A 14733-nucleotide genomic window follows, 5' to 3' on the forward strand; every position below is an offset into this window, starting at 1 on the left:
AGTGTAATTTATATTAGCATGTTTCTATTAAAGAGTCAATTTGCCTGAAAGTAGTATAGATTAAGGGGGGATTTGTAAATTAAAGCTTTACGGAAGGATGAGAGAAAATGGAGATAATGGAAAGAAGGAAATATTTTGACATATTAAAGGGAATGGCCATATTTTTTGTTGTTGTAGGGCATGCATCATATCTGTTGTCTGATTATGTATATACATATCATCTTGCTCTGTTTTTTTTCGTTTCGGGCTTTTTGTACAATGAGAAGAAATATGGTAATGATCCTTTTTTAAATATTGGAAACAGGATAAAAAGTAATTGGAGTAAGTATGTGATATATACCTCTCTGATAGGGATTCTGCATTTCTTCGATAGTTTCCAGTTTATATGTCGAATAGAAGGAAGTAAATGGGATTTTTCTGATTACAGAAATTATTTTTTGAATAATATAGTAATGAATAATACTGAAGATTTATGCGGTGCAATGTGGTTTGTACCTCCTTTGATTCTAGCATCAAGTCTGCTGGGGCTAATAATCTATGCTGGCAATACTTTTGGAAAATATAGTAAAAAGCATTCCATTCTCATTAAAAATATAATAATATGCCTTGCGGGAATATGCCTTTTCCTTGGGAATGAGCGCATGGAATTAAAGTTTATGCTGGATTACAGATTAGATGTTTCTTTATTTGTGATTCCTTTATTAGTATTAGCTTACTTTATTAATACATATGTTAAAGATTTTTCGAAATATTTGAAAGGATATATTGCAATACCTTGTTTTATTTGCACGATTTATTTGGCGTATAAATGTGGATATCGTCCACTGCTTGCCGGGCAGATGGTAGGGATTAAAAGTTTTTACTTTTATCTCTGATTGGCATATATCAAGGTATGTTCTTTGCAAAAATCATAAATAAATATACAAAAGTTATTGCTAATATTTTCAGCTTTTTGGGAAAGTATACATATGAAATTATGGCATTCCATTTTCTGAGTTTTAAAATAGTTGATGTGATTTGGTATATGGTATCAGGTGAGTCAAATATAGAAATTTTGGCGAGTTTTCCAGTGTCTTATCATTTTGACGGGATTTATATTGTTGTGGGATGTGCTTTGCCTGCATTCGGAAAGGTTTTGTTTGATAAGGTTGTGAATCGGGCTAAAAGAGAATTACTTTGACATCATATATAGGATAGAATATAATTAATAGGATAAAAAATATTTCATAATGGAGAAAAAGATGAAAAGAGTAATTACATACGGTACTTTTGATTTGTTGCATTATGGACACATAAATTTGCTCCAACGAGCAAAATCATTGGGAGATTATTTGATTGTAGCCTTATCTACAGATGAGTTTAATTGGAAAGAAAAACAGAAAAAATGTTATTTTTCATATGAAGAAAGGAAAAGGCTGCTGGAGGCTGTGCGGTATGTGGATCTGGTGATACCGGAGGAAAGCTGGGAGCAGAAAATTTCGGATGTGAGAGCTTATCATATAGATACGTTCGTTATGGGAGACGACTGGGAGGGGAAATTTGATTTTTTAAAAGAGTACTGTGAAGTCATCTATCTTCCCAGAACTCCTGAGATATCTACAACACAAATAAAAAAGGATTTAAATAATATAAATACGGTTGGAAAATAAAATGCGAAAAGAATATCAATATAAAGAATACGAGCCGGAAATACTAAAAAGATTGCAAAAGACGCAATTAGAGATATTAGCAGATTTTATAGTGATTTGCGAAAAATATCATTTGGATTACATTATGCTTGGAGGCACAGGCATAGGTGTCGTGAGACATCAGGGGTTTATTCCGTGGGATGACGACATTGATGTTGCGATGCCAAGAAAAGATTATAATAAATTTTTAGAAGTTCTTCCAGGTGAAATGGGTGAAAAATATAAGATATTGACACCATTGATTGATAGAAACTATGCATGTAATGTTACACATTTGCAGAAAAAAGGGACAAAATTTGTCCCTTATTGTAATAGAAAACTGAAATGTGATCTTTGCATAGATATAGATATTTTTCCAATGGACAATATGCCGGATGATGCTAAGAAGAGAAAACGTCAATTAAAGAGAACATGGATACTAAATAAGATGATCTTTCTGTGTGGTACTCCTAGTCCGATCATACCGTTGAATGGTATAAAGAAGATTGTGGCAAAAGTCATTTGTGCAATAACACACTATGTTTTAAAAGTTCTGCATATTTCGCCGCGATTTTTGTACAAGTGTCTTCTTAGAGAAGCTCAGAGATATAATGATACGTCATGTAAGTATATAAATGCATTTGAGGTAACAATGTCAGATAGGGCTTATATTTCTAAAGAAGAATTATATCCTTTAAGAGAAATGAAATTTGAAAATCTCACTGTTAAGATGCCTAATAAGTATGATGTTTATCTTTCAAGACTGTTTGGGGATTATATGAAGATGCCACCCGAAGAAAAACGAGTAAATCATTGCCCGTATATTTTGGATTTTGGCGATGGGGAAAATGTAGTCTAATATTCTTGAGAATATGTTTGAGGAGAAATATATGCGCAAAAAGAAAAATATTTGTATTATTTCAGCACAATTTCTTCCGCATTTAGGAGGAGTCGAGAGATATACTTATAATTTGGGTAAAAAATTGGTGGAAAAAGGACATGCGGTAACAGTCATTGCACAAAATGTAGATAAAACGTTGCTTTATGAAGAAATGGACGGTATAAAGGTTTATAGACTACCGTGTTTTGCTGCCATGGATGGAAGATTACCTATTCCAAAGCTGAATGCAGATGCCCGGAAAATTCATAGTATTATTTCCTGCCAAAATTATGACCTCCTTATTATTAATACTAGATTTTATCCCCTTTCATTGTATGGAGTTTGGTTGGGATATAAAAAGAAAGTGCCTACAATAGTTATTGAACATGGGACGGGACATATACCTATGACAAATAAATATATAGATTTTTTGGGGAAAGTATATGAACATTCTATTACGGCCATGGAAAAAAGATTTTCTCCAGAATTTTATGGTGTCTCCCAGGCTAGTCTAGAGTGGTTAAAGCATTTTCATATTAATGGCAAAGGGATATTATATAATGCTATGGATATGAATGGACTGACGAGTTTGCTAGAAAAGGAAAATGCGCACAGTTATAGAGAAAAATTAGGGATTCCTCAAAATGCTATTTTAGTTACATTTACAGGAAGACTACTGAAAGAAAAAGGTGTTTTTCCGTTGGCTAAGGCTGTTCTAGAGCTGCCGGCAGATAATGTTTACTTAGCTATAGCTGGTGATGGCGAAGAAAAAGCACGATTGGAAAAGATAGCAACAAAAAAAATATGTTTGTTAGGCTCTATTTCACATGCAGAAGTAATAGCTTTATTAAAGGAAACAGACATTTTCTGTCTCCCTACTGTTTATCCTGAAGGTTTACCGACGTCTGTTTTAGAGGCAGCAGCATGTCATAACTATATTATTACGACAAAATATGGTGGGGCTAAAGAGTTGATTGTTGACGACAGTTACGGAATGGTTTTGGAGAATAATTCAGTGAGTTTGCTAAAAAAGGCGCTAAATGATGCGATTGGTGAACCTGAGACACGAAAAAATGCTTCAGAGCTTACATATAGCCGTTTGCTAGAAAAATTTACTTGGGATAAAGTGGCAGATAAGGTATTAGAACTGTAGATAAACTGAAGAAAGATTGTCTTATAAATTGAGTGGTAAATAAGATGCAAAGAGAACAAAAAACGCTAAAAAAGTTAATTATTATACCAGCCTATAATGAAGAAGAAAATATTGAAAATACGATTCAATCAATAAAAGAACAGGCAGGAGGATTTGATTATATCATTATAAATGATTGCTCAACGGATAAGACTCGTGAAATTTGTGAGGCGAATAGTTTTAAGGTTATTAATCTTCCTATTAATCTTGGTATAGGAGGAGCTGTACAGACAGGGTATATGTATGCATATCAAAGAGGATATGATGTGGCTGTTCAAGTAGATGGAGACGGGCAGCATGATCCAGAGTTTTTGAATGTTATGTGTGAATATCTTGTGAAGTATGATTTGGATATGGTTATTGGCTCAAGATTTATAGAAAAGCAAGGGTTTCAATCATCAGCTATGAGGAGAGTTGGAATTTGCTTTTTTTCAAAGTTGATTTATTGGCTGACAGGAACTAGGATTACTGATCCCACATCTGGTTTACGCATGATAGGGAGAAATGTGATGAGAATTTTTTCTAAAGATTATCCAAGGGATTATCCAGAACCAGAAAGTGTTGTTTTTGCACTACGCAATAAAATGAAAGTGAAAGAAATACCAGTTGTCATGCATGAAAGAGGGGGAGGGGTTTCATCGATTTCCGTAAAAAAGTCAATTTATTATATGATTAAAGTTACCCTTGCTATATTAATAGAGCGGATAAGAAAATAATAGGAGGAAGAGGATGAACATAAGGATACAGATAATTGTTGGTGTTATTGTTATCATAGCACTTGTTGTTATTGTAGATATGATCCGAAAAAAAAGATTGGAGTTACGGTATGCATTAGCTTGGCTGATGGTAGGGATAGCTGTTTTTATTTTGGATTGTTTTCCTCAATTGACAACCTGGTTGTCAGTTAAGTTGGGGATTGCCAGCCCTATTAATATGCTTTTTTTTATGGGATTTTGCTTTTCTTTAGTAATCATCTTTGGATTAACTATTGCTGTTTCCAGAATGTCTATTAGGATTAAGCAGCTGGCGCAGGAAATTGCTTTGTTTGAAGAGAAGCAGGAAAGTAAATTAAATGAAGAGTAAAACAAAGAAGGTTGGCAAAGTAAATGAGACAAAGAGTAAAAAGTGTTGTATTGATGATTGTAATCTCTTTTCTTCTTGCTATATGTTTAGAAGGTGGCATTTCGTTTTTTAAATATTGTAAGGCGGGAAATGAAAAGGGAAAAATAAAGATTGAAAATAATATATCTACAAACAATATCGAAAAAAATGGGGAAGAGGATTATGTTGTACCAGAAGATGGTGGGGAGATAAATATAACTTTAGATAATGTGTATTTAAATAAATTTGAATATTCATATATTACGTATAGTGATTTTGCTTGTGATATAACATTTGTTGTTAGAGATGGATATAATAATATAAGTGAAATTGTTGTCTCAGATGAGTCTAGGGCCCAACTATCTAGATCAGTTATTAATGTTGGAGAAAATATAGAAGAAATAATATTTAAGTTTGGAGAATTGTCAGAGCCGGTGAAAATATCAGATTTTCTGATTGATAATTCTTTTAAACCAAGCCCCATTAGAATGGTTTATTGGGGAGCGACATTTTTTTTGGTACTTTTTTTTGCTACTTTTTTAAAAAAGTACAAACAGCCAGTAGAAAATATTTTTGTGGTATGTGCTTTGATTATAGGTGTTGTGCTTCTATTAGCTCAGCCACCACATGCAAATTCGTGGGATGAGCATATTCATTTTGCAAATTGTTATTTTGATCCTGTTCGAGATGAATCTGGTGTGGAATCTGAAGCTGGCGCATTTATAAATAGTAATCCACCTAATTTTGATAAGAAGCTTCAGTCAATAGAAGAAAGAATTGATGAAATAAGATATTTAAATAATACAGCGAACATGCCTTCGGGCAAAGAAGCTAGAAAGATGGAAATAACATATGATGATATGGGATATCTTTTTCAGATGTTTATGCTTAAACTGGGGACAATTTTAGAACTTCCGTTTTATTGTATCTGGATTTTAGGGAAGACTACAAATTTGGTTTTGTATTGTGTTTTAATGTTTTTTGCTATTAAAATTACACCTATTGGAAAAGTGTTGTTAGCTTTTACGGGATTACTACCTACTACAATGATATTGACAGCATCCTATACGTATGATATTACAGTAACTGGATGTGTTGTTTTGGCAATGTCGATTATTATAAAAGCGTTTTACTTTAAGGAGAAAGTAATGCCGTGGAAAGAAAGAGGGTTGTTTTGTGTATTAGTATTAATTGCATCATGTCCTAAACAAGGTGTATATTTACCTTTGCTATTATTATTATTGTTACTGCCTTCGACAAAATTCTATTCTAAAAAAGAGGAATGTATTTGTAAGTCTATTTTAATAGGGTGTGTTATTATTGGAGCATGTCTAGTATTATATATTGTTCTGGGGGGGTTACCACAAGCTGGGGACGCTAGAGGTGGCAACACTAACCTGTCACTGCAGGTGTCAAATATATTGCATCATCCAGTGGCGTATATAAAAATACTTTTTTCATCGGTTGCATCAAGCATTTTTTCGATGGAATGGCTCGCAGGTGTGAACAGGGGAGGGTTTGTTGCTTTAGGATATGCGGGGAATGTAACTCAGCCTTTAATTGAATTTTGCCTGCTTTTATATGTATGGTTGACTGATTCCTATTCTGTGGATGAAACAAGTAGTCGTTTTCATAATAATAAGATTTTGAAAAGAGAACGTGGAGGAATTATTAGTTGCATTATTATCTCGGGGATTTTGATTTTTACTGCTCTTTATGTATGGTTTACGGAAGTGGGAAGCCATGTAATAGAGGGCGTTCAAGCTAGGTATTTTTTGCCGATGTTATGGGGTGGACTGTTAGCTTTTCAACCCGTAACAATCTGTAATAAACAAAATAAGGAACGTTATTGTAATATGATTATTTCTTTTCAGGCGCTCTTTTTAATGTATAATATCTATGTACTGATGATTACGCAAAATTGCATATAAAGTTAATAGTTTCAACTATCCATATGCAGTAGGGTATAGAGCCCTATGAGGGAGTGACCATTAGAGGAAGATATAGAAAGGAGTACGGTATAAAAAATTATACCAAAGTGAAAAATGAGCAAGATAGCAGTATTGATACCGTGTTATAACGAAAGTGTTACAATTGAAAAAGTAATTAAAGATTATAAGGAGGCTTTGCCGGAAGCAGATATTTATGTTTATGACAATAATAGTACGGATCATACCGATGATATTGCCCGCAAGGCTGGCGCAATTGTAAAATATGAATATAAACAAGGAAAAGGAAATGTAATCCGTAGCATGTTCCGTGATATAGACGCCGATTGTTACTTGATGATAGATGGTGACGATACATATCCGGCAGATAATGCAAGAGAGATGTGTGACTATATTTTAAGCGGACAGGCTGATATGGTTATTGGAGATCGGCTTTCTTCTACCTATTTTACAGAAAACAAAAGACCATTTCATAATATGGGAAATAAATTGGTCCGTGGACTAATTAACTTAATATTTAGAGCAAATGTAAAAGACATAATGACAGGATATAGAGCATTCAATTATCAGTTCGTAAAAACATTTCCTGTTTTGTCTCAGGGATTTGAAATTGAGACAGAAATGACGATTCATGCACTGGATAAAAATTTTTTGTTGAAGGAAATGCCGGTACTTTATCAGGACAGGCCAGAAGGAAGCGAGTCAAAATTAAATACCTATAGTGATGGGATAAAAGTACTTAGGACGATAGCTCGTTTGTTTAAAGAGTATAAACCATCTATTTTCTTTGGATTGATAAGTTTCGTGTTTTTTGTACTTTCCCTTGGGTTTGGAATTCCTGTCTTTGCGGAATACTTTAAAACTGGGCTTGTTATGAGATTTCCTACATTGATTTTTGCGGGATTTTTAATGATAGCAGCTATGTTGATGCTGGTATGTGGAATGATTTTGGAAGTGATAGTAAAAAAGCATAGGCAGCTATTTGAATTAGTATTAATCAGGACAAAGAGGGGAAAAAATGATAGCAGCAGAGAAATATAAATTTACAATAAGAAAAGTATGCATAGGTGTCAGTTATGTTTTTCTCTTTTTGTGTTCTATCATAGCGTTGGCACCTTTAGTAGGAACAATATGGTGTGCAATTGGAATCAAATGGAGTATTATTCCAGCTATAATCATTTTATTTATTGCAGCGTTTAGCAGCTTTAAAATCGTACAGTATGATCTTTTTCAGATGAAGTCTGCAAAAGAGCTTGTGGTTTTGGGCGGGGTAATGCTGTTTGTACTGTTTATTTATATTCAGTATTCCCCTGTTCTTTCGGTTCAACAAGATCAGGCTCTTTATATAATGAAAACATTTAATCTCCTGAATTATGGTACTCTAGAAAAGCCAGTAGATACTTTTGTTGCACTGACAGAAAATGGAATTATAAACAGTGATCAATCTCTTTATAATTATGGTTCATTTGAAAATGGATGTCAGATAAGGGATGGAGCTTTGCATCCTGACTTTTATGCTGGAAGCAGCTTTTTTTATGCAATGTGTGGGCTGATTAGAAAAGACTTTGCTTTTTTTGGCCAGACATTGGTAATGGTTGCTTGTTGCTGGCTGCTGTATTGCCTGATTAGAAGAGTATTGGTTTCAGAAGATAAACTTGTGGCGGCGCTTTATACAATGACTTTTGCTGTGTCACCAGTTATTATGTGGTTTGGAAGAAGTAGTTCGACGGAACCTACAGCGCTTTTTTTCTGGCTTTTAATTGTATGCCTCCTCTTAGATGAAGATATACCTCTTCCGATATTAGCGACTGTATTTATGGTGGCATTGTCGGCTAGAATAGACTATCTTTTGGTGGCTCTATTAGGGGCATTTATCATTACATACAAAAATAGAAAATGCGGTGCTATATATACGGTTTGTACCGCTGTTTTTATGTATGTTACATCTAAAGTTTTTTGGATATATTATAACAGAATTGGTGCAAGAGACTTTAAAATTATAAAATATCAAATTATATTAATAATAGGTGCATTTATTGTTTCCTTCTTTATCAGTAAATATGGCAAAAGGATAATTGAGAATATTTATAACCATGTTGCTTGTAAGTATATTCTGATAGTGATTGGATTTGGCGTTTTATGTATGATGTATAGGAATACATTAACTCCAGAGAAATACTATGGAAAGTTTACGGAATTCGGCCTTGACATGTATTCCTATGAAGAATTTATATTGGACCATCTATATCAGACTTTTCCGGCTATTATTATCGCAGTGGGGCTGGTTGGTTGCTATAAGATATTGAAGCACAAAAAGATTAATATGCTGGCTGGAATATTTATCCTGTCATTATTAGTTGTTTCGTGTTACTTCGTATATAAGTCCGGCAATGCACCGCAGATGTATTTTCTGCTGAGAAGATATTATAATATTTTCCTTCCGGCTTTACTGTTGGCATTTGTGGTTTTCATAGAGTCAAAGCATAGAGAAAAAAATATTCTTATAGCTATGGCACTTTTTTTACTAGCGTGCAACTTGTATATGGACAGTAAGCAGAAGGTGCAATATGCTGAGTTAGACAAAAACGTGGAACGATTTGCTGAAAAATATCCAGAGAGTGAAGTGGGATCACTTTTCTATGACCATGAAGACAAGTTTGATATATCGCCGATTGTGTCATATTGTTCTTATGATGTTGTGCCTGTTCAAAATGAGAACGAATTAGAAGCTGTGTCTAAAAACCAGCAATATTATGATAGTGAAAGCTCGATTTATCTTACGACAAAAAAAATAGATAATATTGAGTATAAAGATATAGTGGATATGAGTTACTATACGATGAATGAAACTTTGTTAGGGATTCCTAGAGATTATATCTACGAGAAAGTGGATATATATATTTACCCTATGGAAGATGTGGTTTCAATGTATGCAGAATAAAAATGTCGAGAACAGCAATCGGCTAAAAATGGACTTCTTGAAATGTGATGTATATCATGATAAAATCAAAAATTATAAGATAGTTTAGTAAATCTGGATACGAAAAGGAGACAAAAGTGAGCAACGTAAATAGAATAATGGTCTTAAATCCATATATTGCCACGCTTGGCGGTGGTGAAAAGCATATGGGGTATCTATGTCAGTTTATGGAGGAATATTATGATTATAAAGTAGACATAGATATTGTGGTTTTTAATTATGATGATGTAGATGTTTTTGCGGATTCCTTTGTGACGATTGAGGATATTAATCGTCAGTTTGGACTTGAGTTAAAAAAGACAAAGATCCGTAAGTTGGATTTTAAAAACCCACAAAATATTGTTGAGGTGCTTATGCATCGCAAAAAGGTGGAAGATGTTACAGCGGAATATGATGTTTTCATTAACTTTATGTTTATGAGTAAGCATAAAGGGAAAGCAAAGGTCAACATATACGAGTGTATGTTTCCGCGTCCGCCGTTTGTGCCGAGAAAATGGTGGAAGAGGAAAGCGGCCTTTGTTGAGAGAAAACATGATAATGATTTTTATAATAGCTATGATTGCTTTTTGTCAAATTCCGAATTTACAAAAGAGTGGGCAGAGAAATACTGGGGGACTAAGGTGCCTAACTATGTGATATATCCGCCGGTCTTTTTTGAAAAGGAAATCAAGGGAAAATATCAGGAAGAGGCAAAAGAAAATATTATCATAAGCTGCGGACGTTTTTTTGTGGCATCACATAGCAAAAAACAGCTGGAGATGGTACGGTTCTTTGTTAAACACCAGGAAATATTCAAGAATTATCAGTATCATTTGGTTGGAGCGGTGTTTGATGATAAGAAAGATCTGGCTTACTTAAAGAGGATTAAGAGGCTGGCTGCTACAGTAGATAATGTCTTCATACATGAGAATTGCCCTTATGAGGAGCTGATGCAGCTTTATAAGAAGGCAAAAATATTCTGGCATGCTACCGGCTATGGTGTTCTGGAAGAGGTTGAGCCCCAGAAAATGGAACATTTTGGAATTACAACAATAGAGGCGATGAGTAATGGGGCAGTACCTGTTGTGATCAATAAAGGCGGTCAAAGGGAAACGGTTATTGACGGAGTTACAGGTTTTACCTGGGATACAGAAGAAGAATGTGTTGAAAAAACAAGACGGTTAATTGAAGATGATAATTTGAGAAAGGATATGGCTGAAAAATCAGCGGTGCGTGCAAATGAGTATTCAATCGAAAAATTCTATGAAAGAAATAGGGAAACGTTTAGAATGCTACACATATGATGTGTCAGTGGTTATTGTTAACTATAATGGGAAAAAGTATCTGGACAACCTTTTTGGTTCGCTGAAAAAAGTCAAGCATACAGATTTTACCTTTGAAGTTATTTTTGTAGATAATAATTCTACAGATGGATCTGCTGATTATCTTAAAGAGCTGGCGGCGGATATGCCCTTTGATGTTAATATTATACGAAGTAAAGATAACCTTGGGTTTGCAGGCGGGAATAACAAAGGTGCTAAAGCTGCTAAAGGTGAGTTCCTGGTATTATTAAATAATGATACGATGGTAGAACCAGATTGGCTTGCAGAATTATATTATACAATTCGCAATAAGACGTGTGTTGCGATGGTTAATTCTAAACTTCTGTTTTTTTATGATTTTATCAAGCTTGATCTGTCCGGCAGGTCTAAAGGACAGATTGAAAAAAAGCTCAAATTAAATGGACAGGACTATGAAATAGAAGCAAAATATTGTAAAAATATTAAGGATGAGGGTAAGAGCTATAGCTTTACAAATGAATCTCAGATTTGTCTCCCGATTTGGGATGAAGATAGGGACTTTAAAGCGGAGCTTGTAATCAATGGGCAGGTTGAGCAAATTTCTCTGACACCTGCAGAGGTGAAGGAACGCAAGGTTTCTCTTATTCAGAATGCAGGGTCTGGAATTAACCAAGCATATGATGGATATGATATTGGTTCGGGTGAAATTGACTGTGAAAAATACAATCATCCGTATCAGATCAATAATGCTTGTGGCGCGTCTGTTATTATGCGAAGAGATGAGTTCTACTGGTCAGGTATGTTCGATTCCCGCTTTTTTATGTATTATGAAGATACCGATCTTTCATATCGTATGAAGAAGCAGGAAGGAAAGATGAAAGATAAGATTATTTTGTATTGCCCTACTTCAGTGGTACGCCATATCCATACTGGAAGTAGTAAAGAATGGTCACCTTTGTTTACGTATCATGTATATAGAAATAAGCTCCTTTTTATCTTTAAAAATATATCAAGGAGTTTATATCTAAAGCAATTGTTGATCCTGTATAGGCAGGGGAAAAAAGAGAATAACTTTTATAAAATGTGTGGATGCAAGGATTCATTAAAAATCGTTTTCAAGCGCAAGAAAAATGTCACATTCCGTTGGTAAAGGAGAGATATATGAAAGTATATGGAGTGATCATGGCAGGAGGTGGCGGCACCAGATTTTGGCCGCTTAGCCGCCAGAAAAGACCAAAGCAGCTTCTTAATCTTTCGGGGAAAGATTTAATGATCAATGAGACGATAGATAGAATTCATAGATTTATAGACTATGAGGATATTTTTATCGTAACGAATCAGACTCAGGCGGAAGCCATGAAACAGGCGGTTGCAGGAAGAGTTAGGGAAGAAAATATTCTAAGTGAACCTGCGGCAAGAAACACAGCTGCATGTATAGGATACGCGGCTGAAGTGATTGAAAAGAGATATGGTAGTGGTATCATGTGTGTGTTTCCGGCAGATCATTATATTAAGGATGAAAAAGAATTTGGCCGGATTATTGAAGAAGGGATCAGGGAAGTAGAAAGTAAGGATTGTCTTCTTACAATTGGTATTACTCCTACATTCGCCGCTACAGGGTATGGTTATATTCAGTACGAGGATGATACTCAGGTTTCTCACAAGGTACTTCAATTTGTTGAAAAACCCGATTCCAAAACTGCTGAAGAATATCTTGCAAAGGGGACTTATCTTTGGAACAGCGGAATGTTTGTATGGAAAACAGGTACAATACTTTCGGAAATAAAGAACTATATTCCGGAAGTGTATAGTATCATTGAAAAAATAGGTGTAGCACTGAATACAGAAGCTGAAGAGGAAGCTCTGCAGCAATTGTATCCGCAAATCCCGAAGATCTCAATAGACTATGGTGTGATGGAAAGATCCAAAAGGGTAAGGTGCACGCCTGGCGACTTTGGATGGAATGATGTGGGAAGCTGGGATATGCTAGAGGCTATTCATGAGAAGGATGAGAAGGGAAATATTTTCCTGGGAGAGCACTTTGAACTGGACACGACCAATTCTGTTGTATACTCTTCTACTGATAAAATGATAGCTTTGATAGGTGTTGATGATCTGGTGATAGTAGAGACGGAAGATGCATTGCTTGTTTGTAATCAGCAAAAAGCGCAGGACGTTAAAAAAGTAGTTGAGCATTTGCAAGAAAGTGGTAGAGAAGAACTATTATAGGAGTTATATTAATAATGAATTATCAGGAAAAATATAAACTTTGGTGTGAAAGTGCTTATTTCGATGTGCATACTAAAGAGGAGCTGCGTGGAATAAGAGATGATGAAGCTGAAATAGAAGATCGCTTTTATAAAGATCTGGAATTTGGCACAGGCGGATTGCGTGGTGTTATAGGCGCTGGAAGTAACAGGATGAATATTTATACTGTGCGCAAAGCTACGCAGGGACTTGCAAATTACATTAATAAATCCGGAGAGAAAAAAAGGGTTGCTATTGCTTTTGACTCAAGGCATATGTCATTGGAATTCGCTGAGGAGGCAGCATTGTGTTTTAACGCTAATGGAATTGAAACATATTGTTTCGAATCTCTGCGTCCTACACCAGAACTTTCATTTGCAGTTCGTTATTTGCAGTGTACAGCAGGAGTAGTTATTACAGCAAGTCATAATCCGGCGGAATATAATGGGTATAAAGTATATTGGAAAGATGGAGCTCAGATCACACCGCCGTTAGATGCGGAGATTATAGCAGAAGTAAATGCAATACAAGATTATAGTATTGTAAAGACAATGAATAGAGAAGATGCAATACAGCAGAATTTGTTTCATACAGCTTCTGAAGAGTTAGATACGGCATATATAAATGCGGTAAAAAAGTGCGGATTTAATAGTGATTTGGTGAAGCAGTATGGTGATAAAATCAGAATAGTGTATACTCCGCTTCATGGAACTGGAAATATTCCCGTTAGACGTATTTTGAAAGAAATGGGATTTCGGAACGTGTTTGTAGTCCCGGAGCAGGAACAGCCAGACGGTAACTTCCCGACTGTGCCCTACCCAAATCCAGAAGATCCAAGGGCATTTGAACTTGCTTTGCAGTATGCAAAAAGAGAAGATGCGGATATTGTAATGGCAACCGATCCAGATGCAGACAGATTAGGAGTTTATGTTAAAAATTCGAACGGTGAGTATGTTGCGTTTACCGGAAACATGTCCGGAATGCTCATAGGAGAATATATCCTCAGTCAGAGAAAAGAAAAGGGGCTGCTTCCCCAAAATGGCGCATTGGTTTCTACAATAGTGACCACAGATATGGCTAAAGTAATGGCGGAAGCTTATGGTGTGAAGTTTATAGAAACTTTGACAGGATTTAAATATATTGGTGAGCAGATAAAGAAATTCGAAGAAGAGCATACGTATGAGTATCTTTTTGGATTGGAAGAAAGCTATGGATGCTTAGTAGGAACATATGCGCGGGATAAAGATGCTGTTGCAGCTGTTATGATGCTTGCGGAAGCTGCAGTATATTATATGCAGCAGGGTAAGACGCTTTGTGATCAAATGGAAGAAATGTATCAAAAATATGGATATTATAAGGAAACTTTGATTACAAAAACTTTAAAAGGCATCGAAGGGAAGAAGGAAATTGATAGTTTGATGTCAAAGCTGCGTAATG

14 protein-coding genes are annotated in these 14733 nt (G+C 35.2%); all 14 read left to right on the top strand.

Going from position 1 to position 14733, the window contains the following annotated elements; genetic code table 11:
* Nucleotides 1-107 precede the first annotated feature (107 nt).
* Nucleotides 108-875 carry an acyltransferase family protein gene (locus tag Q5911_RS06970; RefSeq protein ID WP_303181972.1) on the top strand — a complete coding sequence of 256 codons (768 nt, stop codon included), beginning with the start codon at nt 108-110 and terminating at the stop codon, nt 873-875.
* A 17-nt stretch (nt 876-892) separates the two neighbouring features.
* A complete protein-coding gene (locus Q5911_RS06975; RefSeq protein ID WP_303181974.1) occupies nt 893-1180 on the top strand; it encodes a hypothetical protein in 288 nt (95 codons plus the stop codon).
* Between the two features lie 61 nt (nt 1181-1241).
* Nucleotides 1242-1649, top strand: coding sequence for a glycerol-3-phosphate cytidylyltransferase (gene tagD, locus Q5911_RS06980; RefSeq protein ID WP_303181975.1), 408 nt, complete (start codon nt 1242-1244; stop codon nt 1647-1649).
* Between the two features lies 1 nt (nt 1650).
* A complete protein-coding gene (locus tag Q5911_RS06985; protein ID WP_303181977.1) occupies nt 1651-2526 on the top strand; it encodes a LicD family protein in 876 nt (291 codons plus the stop codon).
* A gap of 31 nt (nt 2527-2557) precedes the next feature.
* Nucleotides 2558-3700, top strand: a complete 1143-nt coding sequence (locus tag Q5911_RS06990) for a glycosyltransferase family 4 protein (RefSeq protein WP_303181978.1) — start codon at nt 2558-2560, stop codon at nt 3698-3700.
* A 44-nt stretch (nt 3701-3744) separates the two neighbouring features.
* On the top strand, nt 3745-4455 hold the full coding sequence (locus tag Q5911_RS06995) for a glycosyltransferase family 2 protein (RefSeq protein ID WP_303181980.1): 711 nt from the start codon (nt 3745-3747) through the stop codon (nt 4453-4455).
* A gap of 13 nt (nt 4456-4468) precedes the next feature.
* A complete protein-coding gene (locus tag Q5911_RS07000) occupies nt 4469-4822 on the top strand; it encodes a DUF2304 domain-containing protein (protein ID WP_303181982.1) in 354 nt (117 codons plus the stop codon).
* Nucleotides 4823-4845: 23 nt separating this feature from the next.
* The gene (locus Q5911_RS07005; protein WP_303181984.1) at nt 4846-6771 is read left to right on the top strand and encodes a DUF2142 domain-containing protein; all 1926 of its coding nucleotides are present in this window, start codon (nt 4846-4848) and stop codon (nt 6769-6771) included.
* A gap of 114 nt (nt 6772-6885) precedes the next feature.
* Nucleotides 6886-7830, top strand: coding sequence for a glycosyltransferase family 2 protein (locus tag Q5911_RS07010; RefSeq protein ID WP_303181985.1), 945 nt, complete (start codon nt 6886-6888; stop codon nt 7828-7830).
* Nucleotides 7808-9730: a hypothetical protein gene (locus Q5911_RS07015; RefSeq protein WP_303181987.1), complete on the top strand. Its 1923-nt coding sequence runs from the start codon at nt 7808-7810 to the stop codon at nt 9728-9730. Before Q5911_RS07010 ends, Q5911_RS07015 begins: the two co-directional genes overlap by 23 nt.
* A gap of 116 nt (nt 9731-9846) precedes the next feature.
* Nucleotides 9847-11052 carry a glycosyltransferase family 4 protein gene (locus tag Q5911_RS07020; RefSeq protein WP_303181988.1) on the top strand — a complete coding sequence of 402 codons (1206 nt, stop codon included), beginning with the start codon at nt 9847-9849 and terminating at the stop codon, nt 11050-11052.
* A complete protein-coding gene (locus Q5911_RS07025) occupies nt 11012-12199 on the top strand; it encodes a glycosyltransferase family 2 protein (protein WP_303181989.1) in 1188 nt (395 codons plus the stop codon). Before Q5911_RS07020 ends, Q5911_RS07025 begins: the two co-directional genes overlap by 41 nt.
* 11 nt (nt 12200-12210) lie before the next feature.
* A complete protein-coding gene (locus Q5911_RS07030) occupies nt 12211-13278 on the top strand; it encodes a mannose-1-phosphate guanylyltransferase (RefSeq protein WP_303181990.1) in 1068 nt (355 codons plus the stop codon).
* Nucleotides 13279-13292: 14 nt separating this feature from the next.
* Nucleotides 13293-14733, top strand: a 1441-nt coding sequence (locus tag Q5911_RS07035; RefSeq protein WP_303181992.1) for a phospho-sugar mutase, incomplete at its 3' end; no start/stop codon positions are given.

The organism is Lachnoclostridium phocaeense (assembly GCF_959599685.1).
Lineage (GTDB): Bacteria > Bacillota > Clostridia > Lachnospirales > Lachnospiraceae > Claveliimonas > Claveliimonas monacensis.